This window comes from Paenibacillus azoreducens (assembly GCF_021654775.1).
GTDB classification, from domain to species: Bacteria; Bacillota; Bacilli; order Paenibacillales; family Paenibacillaceae; genus Paenibacillus_AQ; species Paenibacillus_AQ azoreducens.
Window position 1 is genome coordinate 1485707 of record NZ_AP025343.1, and the last position, 26794, is coordinate 1512500.

The following is a 26794-nucleotide window of genomic DNA, read 5'->3' on the forward strand; positions in this document are numbered from 1 at the left end:
GAGGAGAACCATGCTAAATGCACAGGATGTTTTAAATTTATCCGGCAAGGTGGCGGTTATTACAGGCGGGGCTTCAGGGATTGGCCTTGCTACTGCCGAGCTGCTGGCGGATTTCGGAGCACATGCGGCATTGATCGATATTAATGAGGAAGCGGGCGAGAAAGCGGCCGCGGCCATACGGGCCAAAGGGGGGCAGGCCAGCTTCTACCGCTGCAACGTCACCTCGGCCGCGGATTGTGAACGCGTCGCCTCGGAGATCGCTTCCGCTCAAGGAGGCATTCACATCCTGTTTAATAATGCAGGCGTGATCCGCCGCAAAACGGTAACCGAACTGGAAGAAAAAGATTGGGACCTGGTATTGGACGTATCGCTTAAAGGCGTTTATCTGCTCTCCAAGTACGTGATCCCGATTATGGAGCAAGGCGGAGGCGGCAGCATCATCAACACGGGTTCCGGTTGGGGCCTGAAGGGCGGAGACCGTGCCGCAGCCTACTGTGCGGCCAAAGCCGGTGTCGTCAACCTGACCAAAGCGATGGCCATCGATCATGGTCCGGCTAACATCCGCGTCAACTGCGTATCGCCTGGCGATACGGATACGCCGCTCTTGCGCGACGAAGCTAAGCAGCTGCGGCAGGACGAGGCGGCATTCCTCGTCGCCTCCGCGGGCGGACGGCCGCTGGAACGCCTCGGAACGCCTCGCGATATCGCGAACAGCGTATTATTCCTGGCGAGCGACCTTTCTTCCTGGGTGACCGGAAGCGTGCTTGTTGTAGACGGAGGCGGTATTGCTTAGGACAGTTATTTCTTTTAGAGCTAAAGCGTTTTGAACACGCACTTCTATATAAGTTGAACTAAAGAAAAGCATAAGGAATAGGCAAGAGGGTTCAATATTCTAATGGAGAACCATTTTAGAATATTGAACCTAGGAGAAAGATTTACGGAGAAGCTAAAAGCTTTTTGAAAAAAAGCTGCTTCGGAAGCATATGCTTCGTTCGCCTAAAAGCTTTCCGTAGGAAAGCTAGCATCGTAAGCATACGCTTTGTGATCGGATTTCAACCATGAATTTAGTATAAATCAAAGAAATCTGGGAGCGGGCAGCGATCGAAAGAACATTTCACCCGACTGCCTGCATCCGTGCAAATCATTGGTTCAACTTATATAGTTTACCACACGAACGGAGGCGATCCATTTGGCTGATAACAGAACTTATGCCCATCCCTATATTCCGAATACCGTTCCGGAGGTCCGGGACGCCATGCTGAAGGAAATCGGCCTGACATCGATAGATCAGCTGCATGATGCGATTCCGGACAACCTGAAGCTGGACCGGGAGATGAATCTCCCGCCGGCAATGAACGAATACGAGCTGCGCCGTCACATTGAGGGTCTGCTGGCGAAAAACAAGCATGGCGCCGACTATTTGAATTTCCTCGGCGCCGGCTGCTGGCAGCATTTCATTCCGGCCGTTTGCGACGAGATCAACCAGCGCTCCGAATTCGTGACCGCATATGCCGGTGAACCTTACGAAGACCATGGGCGTTTTCAAGCGCTGTTCGAATACCAGAGCTTGGTTGCTGAGCTTGTGGACATGGATGTCGTCAACGTTCCGACTTTCGACTGGGCCCAGGCGGCTTCCACCGCGATCCGGATGGCCGGCCGCATCACGGGCCGCAAGACAGCTCTGCTTCCGCGTTCCGTTGACCCCGATAAGGCAGCGATCATTCACAATTACTGCACGCCGGTGATGGAAATCGAGTATGTAGAGATCGACACGGTTACCGGAAAAATGGATCTAAGCGACTTGCAAAGCAAGCTGGGCGATCATGTTGCGGCCGTCTATTTTGAAAATCCGGGTTATCTCGGAATTATTGAGGATCAGGGAGCCGAGATATCGAAGCTTGCCCATGACGCAGGTGCCATATCGATCGTCGGGGTTGATCCAATATCCCTCGGTGTCCTGGAGCCTCCGGCACGTTACGGAGCTGATATTATTTGCGGCGACCTGCAGCCGCTTGGCATGCACATGAACTACGGCGGCGGGCAAGCCGGCTTTATCGCCACGCGCGATGAAGAGAAATACGTGATGGAATATCCATCCCGCTTGTTTGGGATTGTTCCGACGGAAGCCCAGGGAGAGTACGGCTTCGGAGATGTCGCTTATGAGCGTACGTCGTTTGCTTTGCGGGAAAAAGGCAAAGAATCGGTAGGAACCCAAACCGCATTATGGGGAATTACGGCAGGCGTTTATCTGTCGCTGCTGGGACCGGGCGGGATGCAGGAAGTCGGCGCTACCATCATCGAGAAGTCGCATTACGCCGCGAAGCTGCTGGCGGATATCCCAGGTGTTTCCCTTCGCTTTGAAGGCGCCTTTTTCAAGGAATTTGTCGTTGACTTTAATGATACCGGCTTGACGGTGGCCCAGATCAACCGCCGCTTGATGGATGAAGGAATATTCGGCGGCAAGGATTTGTCCGCAGGTTATCCGCAGTGGGGGCAATGCGCGCTGTATTGTGTGACTGAAATCCACACGCAGGCCGATTTGGAACGTCTTGCGTCGGCGCTCCGCGCGATTGCGGCATATCAACCGAGATCATAAAAAGGAGGCGAAGGAGACATGAAACGGATTCAAAGAGACCATAAAGTTCGCCAGTTTCACCAAGCCAAATGGGATGAGCCGGTCATTTTCGAACTGCACCGGCCCGGAGAGCGCGGAGTTATACCGCCGCGCACTGAATCCGCCATCGCGGAAGCCGTCGGCAGCGCGCAGGATCACATCCCCGCATCCATGCGGCGGAACGCAGCTCCGGCACTCCCGGAAATCGGGCAGGCCAAGGTGCTCCGGCATTATTTGAGACTGTCCCAGGAAACGCTCGGATCGGATTTGAACGTCGAGATCGGGCAGGGAACCTGTACGATGAAATATATTCCGCGGATTAACGAGATGCTGATCAGAAATCCGCGCCTTACCGAATTGCATCCGCTTCAGGACGTCGATTCCGTGCAGGGGATGCTGGAAATTTACCATAACCTCGATCTGGCGATGCGCGAAATTTCCGGCATGAACGCCTTCTCATTCCAGCCGAGCAGCGGCACGCAAGCGCTGCTGGCCATGGCCTCCATTGTCCGTGCCTACCATGATTCACGCGGTGAAGGAGAGCAGCGGGACGAGATTATCACGACGATCTTCTCACATCCTTCCCAGGCCGCAACTGCGGCGGTGAAGGGATACAAGATCATAACGCTGCACCCTGACGAAGACGGCTTCCCGGATCTCGAGAAGCTGAAAAACGCCGTCTCCGAACGGACTGCCGGTTTCGTTGTCGCTAATCCGGAAGATACCGGCATATACAACCATCGCATCCGGGAATTCACGGATGTGGTGCATGCAGCGGGCGGGATTTGTTATTATGACCAGGCCAATGCCAACGGTCTGCTCGGGATTACGCGCGCGAAGGAAGCGGGATTTGATATGTGCTTCTTTAATTTGCATAAAACCTTCGCCGCGCCGCATATGTGCGGGGGTCCGGCCACCGGAGCGCTCGGCGTGACGGAGGAGCTGAAGCCGTTCCTGCCGGGACCGCTCGTAGAGCTTGCCGCAGATGGACGGTATGTGCTGACGGAACAGGGCGGCAACAGCATCGGCAAGGTGCGCAGCTTCCATGGCGTCGCCCAAACCGTGCTCCGCGCCTATGCCTGGATCATGAGCCTTGGCGCGGAAGGGCTCAAAGATGTGGCTCAGGTTGCGGTGCTGAACAACAATTATCTATATCACAAAATTTTGCAAATCCGCGGCGCAAGCGCTCCATATATTAAAGGACGCCGCCTTGAGCAGGTCCGCTACAGCTGGAAACAGCTCACGGATGAAACCGGAGTGACGACGGAGGACATTACGCGCCGGATGTGCGATTTCGGACTTCATTACTGGACCTCCCATCATCCGTACATCGTGCCGCAGCCGTTTACGCTGGAGCCGACGGAATCGTACTCCAAGGAAGACTTGGACGAATATATCCAGGCGCTGGAGCATATTTCGAACGAGGCTTACACGCAGCCGGAAATCGTCAAAACCGCCCCGCATAACAGCACCGTGCACCGCAACATAGAATCGTCCCTTGACGATCCCAAGCAGTGGTGCATTACCTGGCGCGCTTACTTGAAGAAAAGCCAGCCGGAACCAGCCGGGCAGAAGTAAAAATGCTCCGAAACAAACAATAGAGGTGCCCTAGTGCCCTGAAAGGGGCAAACTTGAATTAAGGATATTCAGTATGTACGATCACCTAATATGATGAAATAGCGGTACAAGGAATAACTCTTCCTGTACCGCTATTTTTTTTGCTTATAGTCACTTCTTCATTAAGGGATTTTTCAAACCTCCGAAGAGGGTACCCAACCCGCAATATCACCTCAAACGTTTTCGGCACCGATCATTCCTTTTTTGGCTTGGGATTGCGAATGAAAAACCTTTTTCTATCATATCCCTGTAGTGGGAACAAGTTATCTCATACTGCCCGGGCCGGAACCGTGACCACCGGTTTTCCTCTTTGATTCATGGAACCGTCCTTGTCTATTCCTCTTGAACAGATTCAAATACTCAAGCAAATATCCACTACATAATCGTTAAAAGTTGTCTGCAACATGTTTATCCGTGTTCCAATCTCCACAGCAATCCACCCAATCTATCCGGTGCCGCAAATGGCTGGATTTTTTAACCTATCAGAAAGAATAAACTTCCGGGGTCCCCGCAAAGTAATCGGAATAAGCTTCAAAGGATATACGTCACTTTGTGGGGGGGATTTTAGCCGAAATGTTTGCCAACCGGATAACCAACAAAAATCAGAATATGGTGAAGGAGGAGCTTCCATGAGGAGGAAAGAAGTCGTGGCCATGCTTTTGGCGGGAGGACAGGGGAAACGCCTCAAGGGATTGACGAAAACTCTAGCGAAACCGGCGGTTTATTTTGGAGGCACTTACCGCATTATCGATTTTCCGCTCAGCAATTGTTCGAACTCGGGTATTGATACCGTCGGCGTGCTGACGCAATATGAACCGCTTGTGCTTCACTCCTACATCGGAATCGGCAGCGACTGGGACATGGATCACCGCAGCGGCGGCGTTTACGTTCTACCTCCCTACGAGCGGGAAGATGGAACCAGCTGGTACCGGGGCACGGCTGATGCCATTTACCGGAATATGAAATTTATCGAACAGTTCAATCCCGAGCATGTGCTGATCCTGTCGGCAGATCACATATATAAGATGGATTATGAAAGGATGCTGAGCTACCATAAGCTGAAAAACGCCGACTGCACCATTTCGGTGATCGACGTAAGTTTGGAGGAGGCGTCGCGGTTCGGCATTTTGAATACTGACGACGATTTGCGGATTTATGAATTCGAGGAAAAACCTGCGCTGCCGCAAAGCACGCTTGCATCGATGGGCATATATTTATTCAAATGGGATGTTTTGAGAAATGCCTTGCTGCAAAATGTGGAAAACCCCGGTACGCATCATGATTTTGGCAAGGATATCATTCCGATGATGCTGGCGCAGGGAAAACCGCTGTATGCGTATCCGTTTAAAGGTTACTGGAAGGATGTCGGAACGATTGACAGTCTGTGGGAAGCAAATATGGATCTGTTGTCCGAGCATCCGCCGCTTATGCTCAATGATCCGGAATGGCGGATTTTTACCCGGAACCCCAACCAGCCCGCCGAATACATTGCTCCAGGCGCAAAAGTAAAAAACAGCATGATCAATGAAGGCTGCACCGTCCATGGGGAGGTTAACCATTCCGTGCTCTTTTACGGCGTAGAGATAGGGGAGGGCAGCGTCATAACGGATTCCGTCATTATGCCGCAGGTATCCATTGGCAGGAATGTCCGGATTCACCGTGCGATTATTGCCGAAGACATGGTGATTGAAGACGGTACCGTCATCGGCGGCGAGAGGGAGGAAGAAAGTGAGATTGTATTGATCACGAGCGATAACGAAGCTGCGACAAACTGTCAATTATCCCGTTTTCCCTCTTAGAGAACGCGCCTGGAATCTTGAAATAACCCCACAAAGAGTATCGGAAAGAAGTCCGACGCCGCTCAAGAGGGGCGCTTTTGCGAAGCAAAAGTACTGAGAGTATCGGAAAGAAGTCCGACGCCGCTCAAGAGGGGCGCTTTTGCGAAGCAAAAGTACTGAGAGTATCGGAAAGAAGTCCGACGCCTCTCACAGAGGGGCGCTTTTGCGAAGCAAAAGTACTGAGAGTATCGGAAAGAAGTCCGGGCGCCTCTCACAGAGGGGCGCTTTTGCGAAGCAAAAGTACTAAAGTGACGTGCGGCCTTCGAAGCTTATTCCGATCATTTTGCGGGGACCCCGGTACCCCATACGTTTTAATCCTGCAAAGGATTGAAGTTTCCTGACATTCTGAAAAAGGACGGTGTCATTTATGAAGCAACTTATGGGAGTTATCAATCTGGATCATGAGCTGGAACTGCTGGGCGAGCTGACCTATTTCCGGTGCGGTGCCGCGGTGCCTTTTGCCGGCCGGTACCGGCTGATCGATTTTGTCATGTCGAATATGATGCATGCGGGCGTGCTCGATATAGCGTTATTCGTCCGACGCAAATACCGGTCGCTTCTGGATCATCTCGGCGAAGGACGTCCTTGGGATTTGGACCGCAAGCGCGGCGGGCTGTTCATTCTGCCTCCCGATTGGAATGATCCAACCGATGTTTCCAGCGGCGAAATGCAGCATATTCATAACAATCAGGATTTTTTCGAACGCGGCTCGGCCGAATATGTCATTTATTCAGGGAGCCAGCATTTAAGCAACGTGGATTTTTGCGACGCTTATGCATACCATCTGGAGCAGGAAGCGGATGTAACGCTCATATATACGAAAATCGACCGGCTTCAGCCGGAGCATCAGCAATGCATCCGTTTGGATGTGGACGAAAACGGCCGCGTAACCGACATTCATCATGAGCGGGAGCACTCCAACATATATATGGAAATGTTCATCATGGAGAAAAGGCGGTTCCTGCATCTCGCCAAGCAGTGTATCGCCCATGGTGAGAGCCATTTTTTCCGCGATGCCATCCACAAAAACCGGAGCAGGCTGAAAATCGCCGGTTATGAATACAAGGGGTACCATGCGGTGATCAACTCGCTTGAAAGCTATTACCGCAACAGCATGGATTTGCTCCAGCCGGAGAAATACAATTCATTGTTCCGGGAGCAGCCCGTCCATACCAAAATCAAATACGAAGTCCCGGCAAGATATCTCCAAACGGCTGAAGTCAGCAACTCTTTGGTGGCAAACGGCTGCCAGATCGGCGGAACCGTCGAGAACAGCATTTTGTTCAGAGGCGTGCAGGTCAAGGAAGGGGCAAGGATCCACAACTCTATCATTATGCAAAAATGCGTCATTCATGGAGATGTAAAGCTTGAAAACGTCATTCTGGACAAAGACGTCATCATTTCGCGGGGGCGAAAGCTGCAGGGTGACGTCAGAAAGCCGTTTGTGGTTGCCAAAGACACGGCGATCTAAACTTTTATGCGTCAGGAGGATACTTCTTTGTTTAACAACACGGAATTGTTTAAGGCTGCGTTCATAGAGCAGTTGGTCAGCCGTTTGGGAAAAAGCCTTGAAGAAGCGACGGCAGGCGATGTCTATCAAATTCTCGGCGTTCTGGTTCGCGAGAGAATCGGACGTCATTGGGCGCAGACGAATGAAACCTATAAAAAGCAGCAGGAAAAGCAGGTATACTATTTTTCCATGGAATTTCTGATCGGCAGGCTGCTCGGAAACAATTTGCTGAATCTCGGCGTGCTCGACACGGTTCGGGACGGCCTGCTGGATCTGGGTTGGGATTTCCAGGAGATCGAAGAGCAGGAACAGGAAGCAGGTCTTGGCAACGGGGGGCTTGGACGCCTTGCCGCATGTTTCCTCGATTCCCTGGCTTCGCTGCAATATGCGGGACATGGCTGCGGGATCCGGTACAAATACGGCCTGTTCGAACAAAAAATCGTGGACGGACATCAGGTCGAGCTGCCGGATAACTGGCTTCAAAAAGGGTATGTGTGGGAAGAACGCAGGGCGGATAAGCGGATCGAGGTCAGCTTTTGGGGACGAGTGGAAATATCCGAAGAAAACGGCCGCACCATTTTTAAAACGGCTGATGACGAGAAAATTTGGGCCGTACCTTATGATATTCCCATCATCGGCTGCGGCCGGCCTCATGTAAATACTTTGCGGCTGTGGAGTGCCGAATCGGCGGTGGACCCGGCGAAATTGCGGGTGCATGGCGAAGACGGCTATTATAAATTTTTGGACTATAACCGTTCGGTGGAATCTATTTCCGAGTTTCTGTATCCCGATGACTCCAGGTACGAAGGCAAGCTGCTGCGCTTGAAGCAGCAATATTTTTTATGCGCGGCCGGCCTGCAAAGCGTGCTGCGGACCTTCGAGAAGCTGGGGCTTCCCTACAGTCAGCTGCCCTGCAAGGTGGCCATCCATATCAACGATACGCATCCGACCCTGACCATTCCGGAACTGATGCGGATCCTGATCGACGAGAAGGGTTACGGGTGGGACGAAGCTTGGGATATTACGATCCGGACGGTTTCCTACACCAATCATACACTGCTCAGCGAAGCGCTCGAGAAATGGCCCGTCCAGATGGTGCGTGAGCTGCTGCCCCGCGTGTATATGATCATCGAGGAAATCAACAAACGCTTTTGCGGCATGCTGCTGGAACGTTATCCGAGCCAGCCGGATGCCGTTTCCCAAATGGCCATCATCGAAAACGATCAAGTAAAAATGGCCCATCTGGCGGTGGTTGGCAGCTACAGCGTCAACGGCGTGGCCCGGCTGCATACGGAGCTGCTGAAACAAGACGTCATGAAGCCGTTTTATGAGCTGTTTCCGCACCGGTTTAATAACAAAACCAACGGCATCACCCATCGGCGCTGGCTGCTGCACGCGAATCCGGAACTTGGCGTCGCCATTAGCGAAAGCATCGGCACGGCCTGGATCGAAAGTCCGCATCAACTGCTTGAGCTGGAGCCGTTCAAAGACGATCCGGCATTCCGGGACAAATGCATGAGCATCAAGCGGGGAAACAAGCTGCGGCTGGCCGAATACATTCGGCAGAAGCAGGGGGCGTCGGTTGACCCGGATTCCATCTTCGATGTACAGGTCAAACGGCTTCACGGATACAAAAGACAGCTGATGAACATATTGCACATCATGCATTTATACAACGACATCAAAGACGATCCGGCGGCGGAACGCGTGCCGCGCACCTATATCTTCGGCGCGAAGGCGGCGCCGGGTTATTATTTGGCAAAATGCATCATTAAACTCATCCATGTGGTCGCTGACGCCGTGAACAAGGACCCGCAGATGAAAGGGAAGCTGCAGGTGCTTTTCCTGGAAAATTATTCAGTTTCCCTGGCGGAGAAGATCATCCCCGCCGCCGATGTCAGCGAGCAAATATCCACCGCCGGCAAGGAAGCATCCGGCACCGGCAATATGAAGTTTATGATGAACGGGGCGCTTACGATCGGGACGCTGGACGGCGCTAATGTGGAAATGCATCAATTGCTTGGCGACGATAATATATTCCTGTTTGGTTTGCGGTCGGAAGAGGTGCAGGATTATTACAAATATGGAGGGTATTTGGCGAGAGACATGTACGAAAGGGACCCCAGAATCAAGCGGATCATCGATCAGCTGGTATCTCCCGGTCCATTTTGCTGCCATGAACTCGAATTCGGGGTCATTCGCCAGTCCCTTCTGGACCATAATGACGAATTTTTCGTGCTCCGTGATTTTGGCGATTATGCAAAGACGCAGGCGGCCGTGGACCGCGCTTATCTGAACCCGCAGGCCTGGGCGGCCAAATCCGTGATCAATATCGCCCGCTCCGGCCATTTCTCCAGCGACCGAACGATTAGGCTGTATGCGTCCGACATTTGGAAAATCCAGCCGGTCGGGAGGCAGCTCGAGGGATAATCTTTTGGCGCTAGATGCCGCAAGCGAACGAATATCGTGCCGGCATAGGCGAAGGAGGAGGGTGCGAGCTCCCTTTTGCGCCGATTAGCCGCACTTAACGGACACCATGGACGCTAATTCGCAAAAAACAGCGATTTTCAAATTCTAATGGACACCACAGCACTTAATTGCCGCAAATGATCGAAAACAGGGTCATTTTCACTAAATAGCTGCAACTGTGTCCGTTAGAAATCATAATGGACGAAATTACTCCTAATAGCTGCAGCTGTGTCCGTTAGAATACTTTAATATGAGCATCATGTTGCCCGCAAAACGAAACGATTGCAGGTTTCGTTTTTAACCGGTTAATCGGCTAATCTAAGGCGTTCAATGATGCTATGTTTATCCGCCGTGCGATAGGCGGCCCAAGGGACAAGCAGTCCCAGCGCCAATAACAGCAGCGAGAGAATGGGGAGCGGCCAGAAAACAAAACGATAGTTTAAAAACCATAGTTGTCCGCACAGCGGCTGCAAAATCAGCAGCGAGCAACCGGTGGCCAGCAAAATGGAACATACCGCCGTCCAAGCCGCATAATAGCCGCCTTCGCAGCACAGCATCGCGGCAAGCTGCCTGTTCGTCATACCAACGCTTTGCATCATGGCGAATTCCTTGCGTCGGGTCAGAATGCTGGTCAAGATGGCGTTGATGAAGTTCAAAACACCGATTATTCCGATAATGAGCGCCAAGGAACCGCCAATCAGCAGAGCGGTATTCTGTATGCCTGCCAGACCCGCAAGCGCAGTGAACTTAGACTGATAATTCATGGTCGGTTCGGTCCTGTCCGTGTATCGCTTCAAGAAATTCTCCATATCGGCCTCTTGATCGTCCGCCACATTAAATGCGTAGCTCATGGCGTAAGTATTTCCGGTCAGTTCTTTGAACACATCACCAGGCAAAAAGAAGGCGGAACCCACCCAGCTGCCGTCCGTATTCGTGCTGGGGTTTTCTACAACATGGCCGAGTACGGTCATCTTCCGTGCATGATCGCCGTATGTAAGGGTGATTTGATCGCCTACCTGGTGATTAAAGCTGCCGGCCTCGACTTCATTGTGATCATTGGCCGTCACGCCCTCGAGAATATAGGCTCCCGTGGCGAGCTTGCCCATATCCATCTCACCATCCACAAGACGCAGACGGCTAAACGGAAATTCTTCAAGTCCGTATATCGCCGTTAAAAATGAACCGTCCGTTCTTTTATTCATTGTCTGGGCGGAGGTTTGGCTTTGATAACTGCCCCAGGAACCGTACAGGCGTCCTCCGGTTTCAAAACCATTCTGCCCGTTGACTGCGGTTATGAAGCTCTCGCTGAGCGCGTTGTCCTGACCGCTGTATTTATGGTTAAAGAGATCGGCATGGCCGATGAGAAAGTCCGAATCGCTAAACTTCTCGAGTGCTTTGTTTACATCGACGCTCTGCGAAAGCGTAAATACGGTATGGGTAAGCACAATGCTCAAACTTAAGCTTAGAATGACCAATACGGTGCGCTTTTTATTGCGGCCAAGGTTCGCAAACGCCATTCGCCAGATCTTGCCGCCTTTTTTGGATTTTTTGAGCTTTTTCCCCCGACTTGGCGTCTGATCCGTATAACCTGCAGCCTGGACAGGCGAAACTTTTGCCGCCATTTTCCCCGGCTTGTACGTGCTAATCCACACGGTAATGAGGGCAAAGATGGAGGCCCCCGCAAAAATCAGCGGATTGGGCGACACCTTCACCGCGCTGCCTGCATAGGCTGACTGTTCCATTAGCGCCGGAACCAATGCCTTGCCTACAAAAAATCCGCCTAAAAGCCCGAGGGGAATGCCGAGCAGCGAGAGCATCAACGCTTGCCGGCGTATGATTGCGCGCAGCTGCCGGCCTGTGGTGCCGATGGTTTTTAAAAGACCATAAAAACGGATATCCCGCAAAACGGAAATTTGAAAAATATTATAAATGATCAGATATCCGGTGAACACAAATAACAGCAAGGCGAGTGATAGTCCAAGCATCGTACCTGCGTCAAGTTTAACACCGGTGGACATAAAGGCCCAATTGACGCCTGTGGCAATATAATTGGGGGAGCCCTCCTGCATGGAAAAGCCGCTTTCCGTTATTACCGTTTTCAGGTCGCGTTCTATATTCAGACTGTTTTTAAACTTCATGTATCCGATGAGTGCTCCGGAAACCGAATAGTCTTTATAATAAGTGTTGTGCAGCTCTTCCTGATGCGCATCCATATATGCGCGTGAGGAGAAGATTTGCCCGGTGTTAAACCCCGGATCGCTTTCCCACCAGCCGGCCAATACAAATTCGCGTCGAACCTGCTTGCCATGGATCGTCAGCACGAGCGTGACAGGCGCGCCCGTTTTCAGCGGGACTTCCATAAGCTCCAACGTTTTGGTGTCGGCGATCACTTCATTTTCAGCTTGCGGTTTATGTCCGCTTGTCGGCTCGGCAAAGCCGTATCTAAGCCCGGTATAGTCATGATACCAAAACTCGGTATGACGTTTGATCAGAGACTTATTGTCAACGCTGTCGCTCAGCATCCGGCAATAGGCGATTTCCTTCACAAGGGGATGGCTTTTTACGGCGTCAAACTGCTCCTCCGTAACATACTTGATCGCGGCATGGCCGTCGCTGCCGGACATGCGCATCCCTGCTCGCTGCATGCTTTCCACCGCGCCAAACCCCATCGTAAACACGCTGGTGAATAAAACCGCCGTCATCGCAATCGCGATCACCGCAATAATGTTGCGAGTTTTGTTCATGCGAAAACTTCTGTCGGACAATAAGCGGATCGCATATTTATTCCTCACGTTGATCATGCCTGTTCACCGCTTACGATTCTACCGTCTTCAATCCGAATGATGCGGACTGCGAGTTGTGCGATTTCCTCGTTATGGGTAATCATCACAATCGTCTGCCGGAACTTTTCGCTTGTCACTTTCAGCAGGCCGAGAACATCCTGACTGGTTTTGCTGTCCAAATTGCCGGTAGGCTCGTCAGCGAGAATAATGGCAGGTTTGGATGCCAGCGCCCTTGCGATGGCAACCCGCTGCTGCTGGCCGCCGGATAGATTGTTCGGCAGGTTGTGCAGCTTGCTTGCAAGTCCCAGCGTTTCAACGATCCGCTTCACATCGTTTTGATCCGGCTCGTTCCCGTCCAGTTGAATGGGCAATACGATATTTTCAAATACATTAAGCACCGGGACCAGATTATAGTTCTGAAATACAAAGCCGATCTTGCGGCGGCGGAAAATAGTCAATTCCTGGTCCTTAAGCGTAAAAATTTCTTTGCCGTCTACGGTTACGGTACCGCTTGTGGGGCGGTCGAGCCCGCCGAGCATATGCAGCAAAGTCGATTTTCCGCTGCCGGAAGTACCGATAATGGCTACGAATTCTACCGACAGGTTTACGCCGTTTAATGCATGGACGGTTGTTTCGCCGTTTCCGTACTGCTTTTTCAGTTCTGTTGTTCTCAGTATGATCATTTTGCTTTCCTCCAAAAGAAAAAGTCTGCATCACGTTTCTTGCAATACAGACATGCTACCAAAACAATCTTTCCACGTTCTTTCTTAAATCTAACGGGTTTGAAAGATTCGTTATTTTCCTGTCGGCAAAAAAACAGAGAAGGCGGAACCCCGCCCCGGATCGGAGGAAACCTTGATATAGCCGCCGCCTGATGAAATGATCGTTCTTGCCAGAAATAAGCCGATGCCTACGCCATCCTTGTCTTTTGCGGCCGCAGAGCGGTAAAAACGCAAAAAAATCCTGCTTTGCTCCTCCTCCGCGATTCCAATGCCTTCATCGGATATATCAATACGGAGAAACATTTCATAGGGTGTGGCACTTATTTTAACGGAGCTGTTGGCCGGTGAGTATTTGATGGCGTTATCGAGAATGTTATAAAGTGCCTCTACCGTCCATTTGAAATCAAAATATGCCTTGCCGCTGGTTGTTTCAATGATGATTTTTATTTGCTTGGCCTCGGCTTTCGGCTTGATCTGGCTGATTGCGGCATGCAGCAGCTGTTGCACATCTCCTTGTATAGGGGTTACGGTGATGATTCCGGTCTCAAGCCGGGAGATTTTCACAAGGGAGCCGATCAGGAAGTCCAGCTTTTCAGCCTGCGAGGAAAGAGCGTTTACATATACCTGGCAGTCCTCCGGCAGCTTATGTTCGCCAAGCAGTTGAGAGTACAGCAGGATGCTGGCAATAGGCGTTTTCGTTTGATGGGATATGTCTGAAATCAGGCTTTTAATATGGTCCCTTTCTTCAGCCAGCTTTTTCGAAGACACTGCACAGGAGGACAAGTATCGGGCCATTTTGGCTTCCACTGCCGACAGTAAGGACTCGTCAAAGGAGCTTTCGGAAAAAGAACCGTCGATGGCGTTGTCCAGCATAACGTTTAATTTCTGCATGGTATGTTTCATTTTTTGGCGATAAAGCAGAATCGCCGCAACTGCCATGACGGGCCCGGCAATCGCGGCGGCAGCATAAATCCAGCTTAAATATTCCATTATTTCACCGCCCAAGTGTAGCCGATGCCGTAGATGGTTTTAATATATTCAGGTGAAGACGGTGTATCTTCCAGCTTGTCCCGCAAGCGTTTGATCGTCACCGAGAGGGCGTTTTCATCCACGTATTCGGCGCCATTCGTCCAAACCGAATCTACCAATTGCACTCTTGGCAGAACCTGCCCCTTGTTTTCAAGCAAAATGCGCAGCAGCTTTTGTTCCGTTTTGCTAAGTTCAATAGGCATATTGTTTTTTGAAAATTCCATCCTGGCGAAAGAGAAGGAGAAACCGTCAACTCTTATCGTATCGGAAGCAGCGGCATTCCCTTCTCTTAATCTGGCATTGACTCTGGCCCGCAAAATCATCAAGCTGAACGGTTTGGTAATATAATCGTCCGCCCCCAGTTCCAGACCGGTGACGACATCCGTTTCCAGATCATTGGCGGTTAGTATGATGACCGGAACAGCGGATTATTGACGGAGCTCTTGCAGAAAGTCAAGCCCGTTGCCATCGGGCAGGTTGATATCCAAAATGATTAATTGAAAGCCCAAGCTTTTCATTTTCTGCTTTGCGGAATGCAGATCTTGTACTTGAACGCAAGCAAACTCGCTGCTTTTTAGGGCGAAGGTGATGCCGTTACTGAGGGAAATATCATCTTCTATAATCAGTATGTTTTTTATCATACTCACCTCGCGATTGTGTTGGCGTACTTCCGGGGCAAAGGGAAAGGGTACAGAACACTATCGCATCCTGTACCCCAAAACATCTTCATCATAACGCGCCTTGCGGCCGCCGATTTTTAGATTTACATTATGATTCGCAAGCAAGATTTGAGCCGCCATCCAGCAGCAATGCCCTGTAATTCGATTTGATGAACTCCACGACTTTATCGCAAATGATCCGGTGGCCGGCTTCATTCGGATGTATGCCGTCGGAGCACAGGAAATTCCTGAAGTCGGGCTGCTCCAGAAAAGCTCCGCGCACGTCGATGTACTTGGTTTTGGTGAGTTCGGAAACTTTTTGAATGGTCGAATTATACCGTTCCTGCCACCAATAGATTTTGGTGACGCTGCCGAGCCATTTCATAATGTTTTGTTCCGCTTCCGGATTGCTTTTGCTGACCCATTTGAAATAGTTGTCCGCATTCAGCGGAGGCAGGTTCATCAGGATCGGTATGATTTGCTGGCTTTTGAGCTCATGAATCGTCTCGGTAAGCATTTTCTCAAAAGTGTTAAAATCCGTTTTCGGATGATGCTCGGCCTCGGGATTCGAAGCAATCTCATTCCAGTTAAAATCACAATCGTTTCCGCCGTACTCGATCAGCACGATGTTGGGTTTTTCCTTCTGCACATCCTTTTTCAGATTGGTTATACCCTTGAGCAGCGTATTACCGAATCTTGCCGTATTGCGGACCGCGCCCTTCAGCTTGTTTTGCAGAAGAGAGACATAATTATCTTCCAAAACGACGTATTTTTTTCGAACCTCGTCGTAAATGACGCCTTTGGAGATGGAATCTCCCGATACGATGTACTTGGCACCGTCATCCCCAAAGTTTAAGTTAAACCCGCCCACAGCATCACCCCGTTTCCGTATTTTTTCTCTTATTTCATTGTAATTGAGTCCCTTCCTTTAAAGCAAGTGCATACCGCAGGCGCATGGGGGCCTTCATCCGTTTTGTCAAACTAATTTCATGGCGATTCGTAAAAACTTGCCTGCACATGTTATAATCTCCAAAAAAGAAGGAGTGACGTCATGGCAATCCAATACCATGTTCAATCTACCCCTAATCCTAATTCCGTTAAAATCAACACGAATACCACCATTTTCGAAGGTCCGAAAAGTACTTCCCTCAAAAAAGGCGAACAGACCGATCATCCGTTAGCCGCTGCGCTGCTTAACATTGAAGGCGTCGATAATATCTTCGGCATCCGGGAGTTCGTCACGGTCAGCAAAACGCCTGAGGCCAGTTGGGATGATATTTTGCCGCAGGTAGAAGCGGCTTTTGATTCGATATACGCTTAAAGGAGGATCTTGCAAACACCTGAAATGAGGGTGAGGACGCTTATCCTTAGGGTCTCAGGGAGAAATCGCTGGTGCTTCAGGCACTGGCGATTTTTCGTTTTTCATCATTTTGCCGTCCGTCTTTTGGTCATGCTTTAATGGAAGCGTTTTATTATTTAAATACAATATGTATCGTTATTTTCCGTATATAGGTAAAGTTGATACACCTTAGTTATTAAGTTCCGCATTTCATCGCCTTAAGGCCTATTTTACTGCTGTAAAAAACGTGGTTCCGTCTGATGTGAAATAGTCTCATACTCCTGATTGTCTGGATAGACCTCAATGCCCGTTTGGCCTATTCACAAGGCGAAATAATTGTGGTTTTCTGGATATTAGTGACGATTGGCGGCTAGATTGCTGGAAAAATAATCGTAGATTGACTAATGCAGGAGGCCTAACTAATGAAAGACCAGATAGGTAAAAAGAAGATGAATATCGCGATCCGTGTGTTGATTTCCGTTTTGCTGGCGGCAGGACTCATGGCGGAGGCCGGATTAACCGGAGGAAACCGTGCGGAAGCTGCTCAGACCTCGGTCGCTGCGCCAAAGCGCGCTGCTTTTACGGACATTCAAGGACACTGGGCCCAGGAACAAATCGAGGAAATGGTACGGCAAGGAATACTGGACGGTTATCCGGACGGAAGTTTCAGGCCAAACGAGCCGGTCAAGGTCGACCAGTTTATCAAAATGCTGATGTTGTCTTTTAGCGATCTCCATCCTAATCAGGAACGAAGCTGGAAGGGATCGTTTCTTGACATGCTTTCCACGGAGAATCGGACGATTTTGAAGCAGGATTACCGCTATTTCAATTTTAAGCCTGCCGCGACCGGATATTGGGCCAAACCTTACATAGATGTGGCGAGCGATCTCAACTTTTTGAACAAAAACCGCTTCGGTGATTTCCAGGCGGATATGACCCGCGAAAATGTCGCGGAAGTTATTTTCTATACGCTCCAGGAAACGGAGTTTCTTGAGGATGAGCAATTCAGCCGCTCGGTGGCGCAGTCCTACGGAGATTTGACGAGTGCCAATGACCGGGAACAGAAATTTATTGCGGAGTCCTTGATCAAAGGCATCATGCAGGGATATCCGGACGGGAATTTTGGGGTGGGGCGTTATGTAACCCGCGCGGAATCGCTGGTGATTCTGAACCGTTTGACGGATAAAGCGAAACGTGTTCCGATCAAACCTGAATCCGAAAAGCTGCAGCGGCTTGTGCCGACAGCAGGCGGCGGCCAAAAAATCGTGGCTTTCCCTGACAAGCAGATGTGGGATGCGTATGAAACGCTGATCAAGGCAGGCAAGCTGCGCGGAACCAATTATGAAATCGTGGAAACGACACTGCGTCTTTATAAGGATGAAAAGGAGAAAAAGGCCGTACAGCAAAGCAGTGTCGCCGGGAATGTAGGAGCTGGAACAAACGTATCCCAGGAAGAGGTTGCGATCTGGCTTGATCCGACGTTTAACACCTATGGCATCACGGTTCGTCTCCGTGAGGGAACGCTCGCGCGGAACAAGGAATCGATCGATATGTTTACGAATCAGTTGTTCACCTTTAATGCGGCTCTCTTCCAGCGCTGGTTCGATTCGATTTGCACCGAAGTGGAGGCTGGACGACCGCTGGCGGCGTCGAAGCAGGCAACGGTTGGCGATTACACGGTTAACGCCTTGGTCGACAATGCCCAGAAGACGGTCATGTTCTCCATTGCCTCGAAGAAATAATTTGACTTAGGGCAGGCGTGGGTGGTGTGGAGTCGTGGCGTTACTTTGATGGCGGTTCGTAACGAAAGCTGCAAGCATGATGTAACCCGTTTTCCGTAAAACAGGCTGTAGCTCGTTCTGTAAAACAAGCGTGGTTTGTTCAGTAAAGCATGCTGCAGCTCGTTCAATAAAATAAGTTGCGGCTTGTTCTGTAAAACATGCTGCGGCTCGCTCTATAAGGAGCATGCTGTAGCTCGTTCAGTAAAAAGGCTGTGGCTCGCTTTTTCGGTGGCACTTTCTAGAAATGCCTTGGATACTGATGCAGACCTTTCGAAGGAACCCGCATGCTGCAATTCGTTACGTCGTGGGTCGTTTGCTATTTGCCGGGCTGGCTTAAGCAACAACCAATGAAGCAGGTTCTAACGGGGATGCACCCCCGACCGACGAAGGTACGAAAGAACGAAGGTTCATCTAGTGATTTACGGATTCTAACGAAACCTGGTATCGTTATTTTAGCGAAATCAGACTTCTACAGATTCTAACGAAACTCTGTATCGCTATTGGTCAAAAAAGACGGTCATAAAGCCAAATTTCTGCCGAATAACGATATGTAGTTTCGTTAGATTTTATTTGATCTTGATTTCGGGGAAATAGCGTTTCCCAGTTTCGTTAGCGAAATGCGGGCACCGGTCTCGGATTCGTGTGAGTAGCTAAAACAGACGCTAGATCCGGCTTGTGTTTAAATGTGTTAGCAGAAAGCAGACGGTGGAACCGGATTATACTCAAATATGATATCGGAAATCAGATACCGAGTTCGGATTGTACTCAAATGTGATATCAGAAATCAGATACTACCTGTGCTCGGTACTCATGCCTAGATAACGAATCACATTCTCATCATATTAGAACCCTCATTTTAAAAATAGAACTCCCGCACCGCATACCAGCAGCGCCTTTACGGGCTGGCCATGATAAGCGTGCGGGAGTTTTTTTGAAGATGATAGAAAGTATAAGTTTTCAGCGGAAGCTGAAGACTTTCTGCTCGCAAGAAAAGTTTCAAATTACGCAGGGTCATTCGGCGTTGAAATTGCTTCGAATAGAAGCTTTTCTTTAGAGTAAAGAAAGTATAAATTTTCAGCAATAGCTGAAGACTTTCTGCTCGCAAGAAAAGCTTCATCTTACGCAGGGTCATTCGGCGTTGAAATTGCTTCGAATAGAAGCTTTTCTTATGGTTGGAAGATATATCACCAGAGGACGCGTTATGATCATGCATCTACCGCAAACGAAAACCTCAGCTATACTTCTCCCTGATTTATATAGTAGAGTGATCGGCTAGAAGAGTGATTGGTTTTCTCTTATCTTACCGGGGGATAACGCAACCCCCGCCGATTTCGGGTATCATCGTACAAGCAGGCGATCAGCTGCAGGGCTTTGATACCCTCCTCTCCATTGATCCAGAATGGCTTGTTTTCTCTGACATGACGATAGAAGTCTGCAATCAGCTTTCGGTGACTTGTTCCCCAATACGATTTGCCTTTGGAATGGGTCCGTGGCGGCTCGCAAAGCTTCGTTTCCTGCCCGTCTTTCCTGAGATAAAGGGAACCATGCCGCTGATTCAAGACACCATGTTCGAACACGATTTCAAGCTCGACGGGCGAATCGGTGCCATAAGCGTTCGATCCGTAAAATAATGCGCTGGCACCGCTGCTAAACTCGATGCGTGCGTGCGCGGTATCTTCGACCTCAATTTCATCTTCCAGCATATCGGCCGTAACGCTGCCCTTCACTGAGGAGATTTCACCGCCGAACCACTGCAGCAGATCCAGCGTGTGAATGGCCTGATTGATCAGCAGCCCGCCGCCTTCGGTGGCCCATTTGCCTCTCCATGCTGCACTGCGATAATAGGAGCAATCGCGACGCCAGGTTACAATGCCTTTCATACAAAGTAGATTGCCCAATTCGCTTGAAGTAATGTATTCGTAAATCCGCTGCGAGGCCTCATTGTAGCGGTTTTGAAATGTTACGCCAAGCTGTCCTTTACTATCTCTAGCGGCTTCCAACATCGCTTGGGCGGAAGCAGGATTGTCGGCCAGCGGCTTCTCGGTCAGCACATGTTTACCTGCGGCCAGCAGTTTCACCGCCATTTCGGCATGCCGATCATGGGGCGTGCACAGGTGAATGACCTGAATATCTTCCCGATGAAGCAATTGCATGTAATCTGCCGCGGCTTCGCATCCATATCGCTGTGCGGCAGCTTCTGCTTTGTTTGGGTCGATATCAACCACTAGACGCAGCTCTGCATCTTCCAGTTCTGCGATTGCATCGGCGTGAAGGGGGAATATAGCTCCGCAGCCGATGATAGCTGCTCCAGTTTTATTCATGCTGATCCCATCCTGTCTTTTAGATGTAAAATAAGTATCGGAAAGAAGTCCGACGAAGCCCGAAGGGATTCGCTTTTGAACTTAGTTATGCATTAGCTAATACGGACGGCGATTTCCTGTGCTTTCAGGCACAGCTCGGCTGCTTTGAAGGCATGTGCCTGCGTCATCGCATATTCGGTCCGATTCAGACAGTCGAGGATGAGTTCGCCGAAAAACGGATAGCCGATTTGTCCGTGCACGGCGAAATGCCGTTCTCCGTCCTTGTTGACCAGATAAACATGATCACCGGCAGGATCTCTGGCTACGTCGATATATTTGCGCAGCTCGATGTATCCTTCGGTTCCGAGAATAAAGGTTCTGCCGTCTCCCCAGGTTCCAAGTCCGTCCGGCGTAAACCAGTCGACCCGGAAATATTGGGTTGCCCCGTTGTCGCCAACCAAAGTGGCATCGCCGAAATCCTCCAGCTCCGGATACTCCGGATGATGATAGTTGGCGATTTTGCTGTGAAGCACCTCTGCATTCTGACAGCCGCTGTAATACAAGAACTGCTCGATCTGATGGCTGCCGATGTCGCATAAAATACCGCCATAGTTTTCCCTGCGGAAAAACCAGTCCGGCCGGGTCTGAGCGTTCAAGCGGTGCGGGCCAAATCCGGTAACTTGAAGTACGCGTCCGATGGCGCCTTCCCTGATAAGTTGCCCGGCATACACTGCGGATTCCACATGAAGCCGCTCACTGTAGTACACCATGTATTTTCGGCCGGTTTCCCGGACTTTGGCCCGGGCGAGTGCCAGCTGGTCCAATGAGGTAAACGGCGTTTTGTCGGTGAAGTAATCTTTGCCGGCATCCATTACCCGCAGCCCCAAAGCACAGCGTTCGGAGGGAACGGCGGCTGCCGCAACCAGGCGCACCTCGTTGTCTTCAAGGATCAACTCAAGGCTGTCCGCCACTTGCGCGCCTGGAAATTTGGAGGCAAAGGTTTCGGCTTTGGCTTGGTCCGGATCGAACACCCATTTAAGGGTGGCGCCCGCCTCGATCAGCCCTTGGCTCATGCCGTGGATATGACCATGATCAAGCGCGGCCGCGGCAAACACGAACTCTCCCGGCTTCACGACAGGGTTGGGTTTACCCTTGGGGGCATAGTTCATTCCATCCTGTTTGGAGACTGTCATTCGTCCTGCATCCTTTCGCGCATAAATTCGCCAAACTGCTTCAGCAGTTCGCGTGAATTGTATTCGCCGCTAAAATCCTCGATGCCCAAATATCCGCTGTAACCAACGCTTTTCAGATCCTGAAGCAATCTTCCGAAGTCGACGATGCCTTCCCGCATCGGCGCCCATTCCGAGCGCCATTTGACCGTTCCGTCTTCACGTCTGCCGTCATTAACATAGCGGGCGTTTTTTATATGGACATGTGCCAGATACGGACCAAGCAGCTGCATTCCCATCCGGTAATGTTCATAACCTTCATGCACCATATTCCCAGGGTCATACAAAACGCCGATATGATCCGGATCGCAGCGGCTGACCAGCCTATGAGCCAATCCCGCGCTTGGGGCGATGGTTCCGTGATGAGTTTCGACGACGCCTTTGACGCCGTATTGTTTGGCCATTCGCTCGGCTTCCCGCAAATAACGGATGTTCGCTTCGAACAGTTCGGGATAGGAACGGGTTCCATTATAAGGAGCTGCGCCGACGCGGATCATTTTGGCCCCCAGAAGCCGGGCCGTATGGAAAGCGTGCTCGGTTTCATCGAGCTTCATCTCGTGCAGGTAAGGCGTCAAACCGACGACTTCAAGCCCTTCGTTTTCCGTGATTTCTTTGAACTTCAAAATCTCTGTTTCAGATAGAGAAGGGTCGATAGAGCACCGGTTATTGCCCCAAAACGACGGGATTTCACCGGCGGTTGCAGCCGGCACCTCCTTAAATCTCCATTCAACACCGTCAAGCCCGGCCTCCCGGGCGGAGCGGACCAACTCTTCCGGAGCCAGATCCGGGGTCACCACAGTAAAAACGGAAAGTTTCACGGATAACATCCTCCTCTGTATTAATGGGTTCCTTTGACATTTAGAACGACGCCGACCGATTGCTCTTTTTGGAATGTGGAGCTGCGTATCTTCTCCTGAAGTTTTTCGTAAAAAAGATCTTCATCCAGCGGCAGATTGACCCAATCATCGGTCCATGCAGATAGATGCATCGCATTGGATATGGTTAATCCATGAATGCCTTCTTCGCCGGGAGCGATCAGTTTTTCTCCGTTCAACAGGGCATTCGTAAAGTTCTGCAAAATCCCCTTATGCTGCGGGCCGCCGTCTCTGGGAACCGGAATTTCGCATTTCCAGCATTCGGGTTGGCCGAAGCCGCCGGTAAATTCACGGTTGAACTGAGGTTCGGGCACGCGCAGCCGCCAGAATGTCATCTTGCCGTCTTCAATGACGATTTTGCCGTTGTCGCTGCTGATTTCAAAACGGTTGGTTCCGGGGCTTTCCCCGACGGTTGTCACAAACACGCCCGTGGCGCCGTTTTCGTATTCCACGTAAGCCGTCACATCGTCTTCGACTTCAATGCTGCGATATTTGCCGAACTGGCAAAAAGCACGTACTCGTTTGGGCATCATCCCCGTCGTCCATTGCCAGAGATCCAGCTGATGGGGGTCCTGATTCAGCAGGACGCCGCCGCCTTCCCCGGCCCAAGTCGCACGCCAGCCGCCTGAATTGTAGTAGCTCTGCGAACGGTACCAGTTGGTAATGATCCAGTTGGTTCTTCTTACGGTTCCGAGCTCGCCGGATTCAATCAGGTCGCGAAGCTTGATGTAAAGCGGATTGGTGCGCTGATTATACATGATGCCGAACTGCTTGCCTGATTTGGCGGCGGCATCATTCATTTCTCTTACCGCTTTGGTGAATACGCCTGCAGGTTTTTCCACCAATACATGGTAACCGTTTTCAAATGCCTGAATCGCCAAGCCCGGATGATCGTAATGCGGCGTGGCGATCAGTACCGTGTCCATCGCTCGGGATGCAAAAAAAGCTTCCGGGGTTTCAAACAGCTGCACGGATTCCGGTAAATTGTTTTGCGCCCAGTGCAGCCTGTCAGGATTCGTATCGCAAACAGCCGCGAGTTCCGCGCCGCGAATATCCTTTATGAGGCTGAGAGCATGCGCCGAGCCCATATTACCTATGCCGATAATGCCAAAGCGTACTTTTTCCATGCCGCGATTCCACCTCTCTGATTGTCTATTCCCCCTAAGCTTAGCCGGAATCTCAAGGTATGAGAATGACTTAGATTAAGAGTATTTTGCACAAAATTAATGTGTTTTGGACAAATACGAATGCTACAATAAGGTTGACGAAAAGGGGGAGGGACTGGAATGGAGCGGTCTATGGATATGTTCGGCAGGCTGCCGGAAGGTTTGACACTGGGTATAAGCCATGTCCAATACAAAAAGGGATTTTCCGGATGGAACCGGACGGCAATCGCGCCGTCTTTTCACCGTTTTTATTTTATTGCGGAAGGCAGAGGTTCCGTTGTCCTGAACGGCGCTCTTTATGAGCCCAAACCCAATCAGATGATGATCATGCCTGCGGGCACGAATCAGATGGCTTTGACCGATCAGGACGATCCTTACACGCGTTATTTTTGCCATTTTGACGCCAAGGTGGGAGAGTGGCCTTTGTTTCCGGCAGACAGCAGGCTTTACTTATGCGATGCAAGCAACCCCGGGTTTATCGAACAGACCTTTAAGGAACTGGTGGATTTATTTCACCGTGGCGGTCCCTTTTCGCTGCTGCGCGCTCAAGCTTGCCTGTTGACGATGCTGGCCTGTTGCCTGGAGGACGGCGGCTATACGGATATTTGGAATGATTTTATGGGGCAAACCGAACGGAGCAAGCTCGGAGACGTGCTGGCATATATTCATAAGCACTTGCATGAACCGATGGAAATCGAGCGCCTTGCGGATATTGTGCATCTGCACCCGAATTATTTTATTCCCTATTTTAAAAAGATCATGGGAGTCACGCCGATGCAATATGTAAAGCGCAAACGGATGGATGAAGCGAAAAGGCTGCTTTCTTACACGGATGTTCCGATTTCGGATATTGCCGACCAGATCGGCATGCAGCTCGCGTATTTTTCCAGGCTGTTTAAAAGCTATACAGGACTGTCGCCCTCGGCCTACCGGACCTGTACGCGGTGATCAAGCCGTTTTCCTTGCTTTAATGCGAAAGTTTCATATGCTTACCTAAGCAGTGATTTCCTGGTTCTAAAGTAAGGATTTGCGGGCTACATATTGGAAGGGATCATTTTGGCGGGTAAAATGTGGATGATTTGATGCAATCAGAATAATAAGGGGGAAGGTATATTGAAGCAAAGCATACATAAATTTTTACTGCCCATTTTGGGTTTGGTAACAGCCTTGGTTATGGTTCTTCCATCGGGATTGGCCCATGCAACGGATACGAAATGGATCAACCAGGTATGGAATGATTACAAAGCGTACAACAAGAAAATAACGGAAGCTTACAAAGCTGATCAGCAGCAGATGGATGCTAATTATAAGGAATATTTGAAGCAGTATACCGACCGGATGAACAGTGTGGAAAACAAAGTGCTCGCAGACCAAAAAGAGTGGAACGAAAAGCTTCAGGCCGACTTGACCAAACTTCAGGAGCAGTACGGGGGCAGTCGGGAAAAGGCCGACGATTTGAGAAAATACAAGCAGATGATTAATCCTAAATTTATGGACAGCCCGATGAATCGTTATGCTACACAAGCGAACCGGAATTTTTTGAACAGCACCATGTGGGAGTATGCGAAGGAACTCAACGAGAATTTTTTGAACAGCAAAACCTGGAAATACAAAAAAGATATTAACCCCAATTTTCTGGACAGCCCGGCTTTTAAATACAAAAATGCTGTCAATGAAAATTTTCTAAACAGTCCGATGCAAAAACTAAAGATGGCTTCGAGCAAGGATTATGTAAACAGCCCAATGTTGAGATACAACCTCGGCAAAATCAGCAAAACCAAAGCCCAGCAGGAGTACGCTAAAATTTACAAGGAACAAACTGCGAATTTGGCCGCAATCATAAAGGCTAACAAGCAGGCTATCGCAAATACGGAAGCGGAAACGCGTAAAGAGCTGGACGCGCTGCATGAGAAATCTGTAGACGATTTGGAAAACCAGCGGGAAGAAACGCTGCGGAGCATTTCGGAAATGCGTGCCCGGATCTGCGGAGAGGGGCTTAGCTGGCAGCCGCTTTTGAAGGCGCAGTAACAACGCTATATGGGGCGGACCTCCGCCATTCTACGCTGCACTGCACTGGGGCTACGCGCGGTTCTGTGTTTGCATGATGTAAAAATATGGAGCAGAACGCTTTTAGTCCGATGTTTCCGTTGTTCATATGAGATGCGTTTCCCTAAGGATAATACTTTCTAATATGTTGAAAAAGCCGGCTGCTGATGCAGTCGGCTTCTTGCGGTGGTTATTTTCCTCTAGAATCTTAAACGTTATCGGACATTAGAATATCATGAACCACATCTGCGAGAGTAACAATCTCGAGGGAATGCTCCATCGCTTTTTGAGCGGCGGAAAATTGCTTGGTCAATGAATGCTGTATATTTCTGCCGACAATGCATTCCGGATTCGGATGCTCATGCGAGCTGAACAAATCGTTTTCGGCCACGACGTTAACCGCTTTGTATACATCCAGAAGTGTAATTTCCTGCAATTCTTTGGCAAGTTCGGCGCCGGCTACTCCGGCACGCACGTGAACGAGCCCCGCCCCTTTTAGCATGCTCATAACTTTGCGAATGACGACGGGATTGGTATTGACGCTGCCGGCAATGTACTCGGAAGTGTTGGTTGCTTTATCCTTGTTGATTGCCAGCAAGCACAAAATGTGTATCGCGACAGAGAACCTGCTGCTGATGGACACCGTGCTCCCCTTCTTTCTAACTATACGAATATAATCATTTATAACATGCCCATAATACCGTTACAAGCCAATCAGTACAAAGAACAGTTGACAAAACACAAACTTGTATCTATTATAGTTACATGTAACGAATGTGATTACAACTGATTATACCATACGGGGAGGAAAAATATA

Annotated in this window: 19 protein-coding genes and 1 pseudogene; 10 read left to right on the forward strand and 10 right to left on the reverse strand. The window is 50.2% G+C overall.

Going from position 1 to position 26794, the window contains the following annotated elements; all coding sequences use genetic code 11:
- The first annotated feature begins 10 nt into the window (after positions 1 to 10).
- The 6 genes from L6442_RS06165 (at position 11) to L6442_RS06190 (ending at position 10009) form a co-directional block, all read left to right on the forward strand.
- Positions 11 to 793, forward strand: coding sequence for an SDR family NAD(P)-dependent oxidoreductase (locus L6442_RS06165; RefSeq protein WP_212980737.1), 783 nt, complete (start codon positions 11 to 13; stop codon positions 791 to 793).
- Positions 794 to 1189: 396 nt separating this feature from the next.
- The gene (gene gcvPA / locus L6442_RS06170; RefSeq protein ID WP_212980736.1) at positions 1190 to 2596 is read left to right on the forward strand and encodes an aminomethyl-transferring glycine dehydrogenase subunit GcvPA; all 1407 of its coding nucleotides are present in this window, start codon (positions 1190 to 1192) and stop codon (positions 2594 to 2596) included.
- A gap of 18 nt (positions 2597 to 2614) precedes the next feature.
- Complete coding sequence (gcvPB, locus tag L6442_RS06175) at positions 2615 to 4192, forward strand: aminomethyl-transferring glycine dehydrogenase subunit GcvPB (protein ID WP_212980735.1); 1578 nt, start codon at positions 2615 to 2617, stop codon at positions 4190 to 4192.
- 668 nt (positions 4193 to 4860) lie between these two features.
- Entirely contained in the window at positions 4861 to 6030 is a 1170-nt protein-coding gene (locus tag L6442_RS06180; RefSeq protein ID WP_212980734.1) for a glucose-1-phosphate adenylyltransferase, read from the forward strand.
- A 406-nt stretch (positions 6031 to 6436) separates the two neighbouring features.
- Positions 6437 to 7540, forward strand: coding sequence for a glucose-1-phosphate adenylyltransferase subunit GlgD (gene glgD / locus L6442_RS06185; protein WP_194233799.1), 1104 nt, complete (start codon positions 6437 to 6439; stop codon positions 7538 to 7540).
- A 27-nt stretch (positions 7541 to 7567) separates the two neighbouring features.
- Entirely contained in the window at positions 7568 to 10009 is a 2442-nt protein-coding gene (locus L6442_RS06190; RefSeq protein WP_212980733.1) for a glycogen/starch/alpha-glucan phosphorylase, read from the forward strand.
- A 344-nt stretch (positions 10010 to 10353) separates the two neighbouring features.
- Here the strand turns inward: L6442_RS06190 and L6442_RS06195 are convergent, their stop codons facing one another.
- The 5 genes and pseudogenes from L6442_RS06195 to L6442_RS06215 form a co-directional block, all read right to left on the reverse strand.
- Positions 10354 to 12792 carry an ABC transporter permease gene (locus L6442_RS06195; RefSeq protein ID WP_306436705.1) on the reverse strand — a complete coding sequence of 813 codons (2439 nt, stop codon included), beginning with the start codon at positions 12790 to 12792 and terminating at the stop codon, positions 10354 to 10356.
- Positions 12793 to 12845: 53 nt separating this feature from the next.
- Positions 12846 to 13514 carry an ABC transporter ATP-binding protein gene (locus L6442_RS06200; RefSeq protein WP_212980731.1) on the reverse strand — a complete coding sequence of 223 codons (669 nt, stop codon included), beginning with the start codon at positions 13512 to 13514 and terminating at the stop codon, positions 12846 to 12848.
- A 111-nt stretch (positions 13515 to 13625) separates the two neighbouring features.
- A complete protein-coding gene (locus tag L6442_RS06205; protein ID WP_237100247.1) occupies positions 13626 to 14543 on the reverse strand; it encodes a sensor histidine kinase in 918 nt (305 codons plus the stop codon).
- Positions 14543 to 15220 (reverse strand): annotated as a pseudogene (locus tag L6442_RS06210) (response regulator transcription factor). The gene L6442_RS06205 and the pseudogene L6442_RS06210 overlap by 1 nt, the downstream one beginning before the upstream one ends.
- 130 nt (positions 15221 to 15350) lie before the next feature.
- Entirely contained in the window at positions 15351 to 16112 is a 762-nt protein-coding gene (locus L6442_RS06215; RefSeq protein ID WP_194233794.1) for an SGNH/GDSL hydrolase family protein, read from the reverse strand.
- 180 nt (positions 16113 to 16292) lie between these two features.
- Between L6442_RS06215 and L6442_RS06220 the strand changes: the two genes are divergently transcribed.
- The gene (locus tag L6442_RS06220) at positions 16293 to 16562 is read left to right on the forward strand and encodes a NifU N-terminal domain-containing protein (protein WP_194233793.1); all 270 of its coding nucleotides are present in this window, start codon (positions 16293 to 16295) and stop codon (positions 16560 to 16562) included.
- Positions 16563 to 17002: 440 nt separating this feature from the next.
- Entirely contained in the window at positions 17003 to 18322 is a 1320-nt protein-coding gene (locus L6442_RS06225; protein WP_212980730.1) for an S-layer homology domain-containing protein, read from the forward strand.
- 1334 nt (positions 18323 to 19656) lie between these two features.
- On the opposite strand, the gene L6442_RS06230 is transcribed toward L6442_RS06225, so the two are convergent.
- From L6442_RS06230 to L6442_RS06245, 4 genes are all read right to left on the reverse strand, one after another.
- Positions 19657 to 20682 (reverse strand): Gfo/Idh/MocA family protein, encoded by a 1026-nt coding sequence (locus tag L6442_RS06230; protein ID WP_212980729.1) that lies wholly within the window; start codon positions 20680 to 20682, stop codon positions 19657 to 19659.
- Between the two features lie 92 nt (positions 20683 to 20774).
- A complete protein-coding gene (locus L6442_RS06235; protein ID WP_212980728.1) occupies positions 20775 to 21854 on the reverse strand; it encodes a Gfo/Idh/MocA family protein in 1080 nt (359 codons plus the stop codon).
- Positions 21851 to 22708: a sugar phosphate isomerase/epimerase family protein gene (locus tag L6442_RS06240; RefSeq protein ID WP_212980727.1), complete on the reverse strand. Its 858-nt coding sequence runs from the start codon at positions 22706 to 22708 to the stop codon at positions 21851 to 21853. Before L6442_RS06240 ends, L6442_RS06235 begins: the two co-directional genes overlap by 4 nt.
- 20 nt (positions 22709 to 22728) lie before the next feature.
- On the reverse strand, positions 22729 to 23892 hold the full coding sequence (locus L6442_RS06245) for a Gfo/Idh/MocA family protein (RefSeq protein WP_212980726.1): 1164 nt from the start codon (positions 23890 to 23892) through the stop codon (positions 22729 to 22731).
- A 159-nt stretch (positions 23893 to 24051) separates the two neighbouring features.
- On the opposite strand from L6442_RS06245, the gene L6442_RS06250 reads away from it, so the two are divergent.
- Positions 24052 to 24879: a helix-turn-helix transcriptional regulator gene (locus L6442_RS06250; protein WP_212980725.1), complete on the forward strand. Its 828-nt coding sequence runs from the start codon at positions 24052 to 24054 to the stop codon at positions 24877 to 24879.
- Positions 24880 to 25044: 165 nt separating this feature from the next.
- Positions 25045 to 25959 (forward strand): hypothetical protein, encoded by a 915-nt coding sequence (locus L6442_RS06255; RefSeq protein ID WP_212980724.1) that lies wholly within the window; start codon positions 25045 to 25047, stop codon positions 25957 to 25959.
- A 226-nt stretch (positions 25960 to 26185) separates the two neighbouring features.
- On the opposite strand, the gene L6442_RS06260 is transcribed toward L6442_RS06255, so the two are convergent.
- Complete coding sequence (locus tag L6442_RS06260; RefSeq protein ID WP_194233786.1) at positions 26186 to 26620, reverse strand: Rrf2 family transcriptional regulator; 435 nt, start codon at positions 26618 to 26620, stop codon at positions 26186 to 26188.
- Positions 26621 to 26794: the final 174 nt, after the last annotated feature.

Excerpts from the sequence above, each read along its gene's own strand:
- L6442_RS06165 (WP_212980737.1), top strand. The coding sequence starts at position 11 with ATGCTAAATGCACAGGATGTTTTAAATTTATCCGGCAAGGTGGCGGTT.
- gcvPB (WP_212980735.1), top strand. The coding sequence starts at position 2,615 with ATGAAACGGATTCAAAGAGACCATAAAGTTCGCCAGTTTCACCAAGCC.
- L6442_RS06180 (WP_212980734.1), top strand. The coding sequence starts at position 4,861 with ATGAGGAGGAAAGAAGTCGTGGCCATGCTTTTGGCGGGAGGACAGGGG.
- glgD (WP_194233799.1), top strand. The coding sequence starts at position 6,437 with ATGAAGCAACTTATGGGAGTTATCAATCTGGATCATGAGCTGGAACTG.
- L6442_RS06195 (WP_306436705.1), bottom strand. The coding sequence starts at position 12,792 with ATGAACAAAACTCGCAACATTATTGCGGTGATCGCGATTGCGATGACG.
- L6442_RS06200 (WP_212980731.1), bottom strand. The coding sequence starts at position 13,514 with ATGATCATACTGAGAACAACAGAACTGAAAAAGCAGTACGGAAACGGC.
- L6442_RS06205 (WP_237100247.1), bottom strand. The coding sequence starts at position 14,543 with ATGGAATATTTAAGCTGGATTTATGCTGCCGCCGCGATTGCCGGGCCC.
- L6442_RS06220 (WP_194233793.1), top strand. The coding sequence starts at position 16,293 with ATGGCAATCCAATACCATGTTCAATCTACCCCTAATCCTAATTCCGTT.
- L6442_RS06225 (WP_212980730.1), top strand. The coding sequence starts at position 17,003 with ATGAAAGACCAGATAGGTAAAAAGAAGATGAATATCGCGATCCGTGTG.
- L6442_RS06230 (WP_212980729.1), bottom strand. The coding sequence starts at position 20,682 with ATGAATAAAACTGGAGCAGCTATCATCGGCTGCGGAGCTATATTCCCC.
- L6442_RS06235 (WP_212980728.1), bottom strand. The coding sequence starts at position 21,854 with ATGACAGTCTCCAAACAGGATGGAATGAACTATGCCCCCAAGGGTAAA.
- L6442_RS06245 (WP_212980726.1), bottom strand. The coding sequence starts at position 23,892 with ATGGAAAAAGTACGCTTTGGCATTATCGGCATAGGTAATATGGGCTCG.
- L6442_RS06250 (WP_212980725.1), top strand. The coding sequence starts at position 24,052 with ATGGAGCGGTCTATGGATATGTTCGGCAGGCTGCCGGAAGGTTTGACA.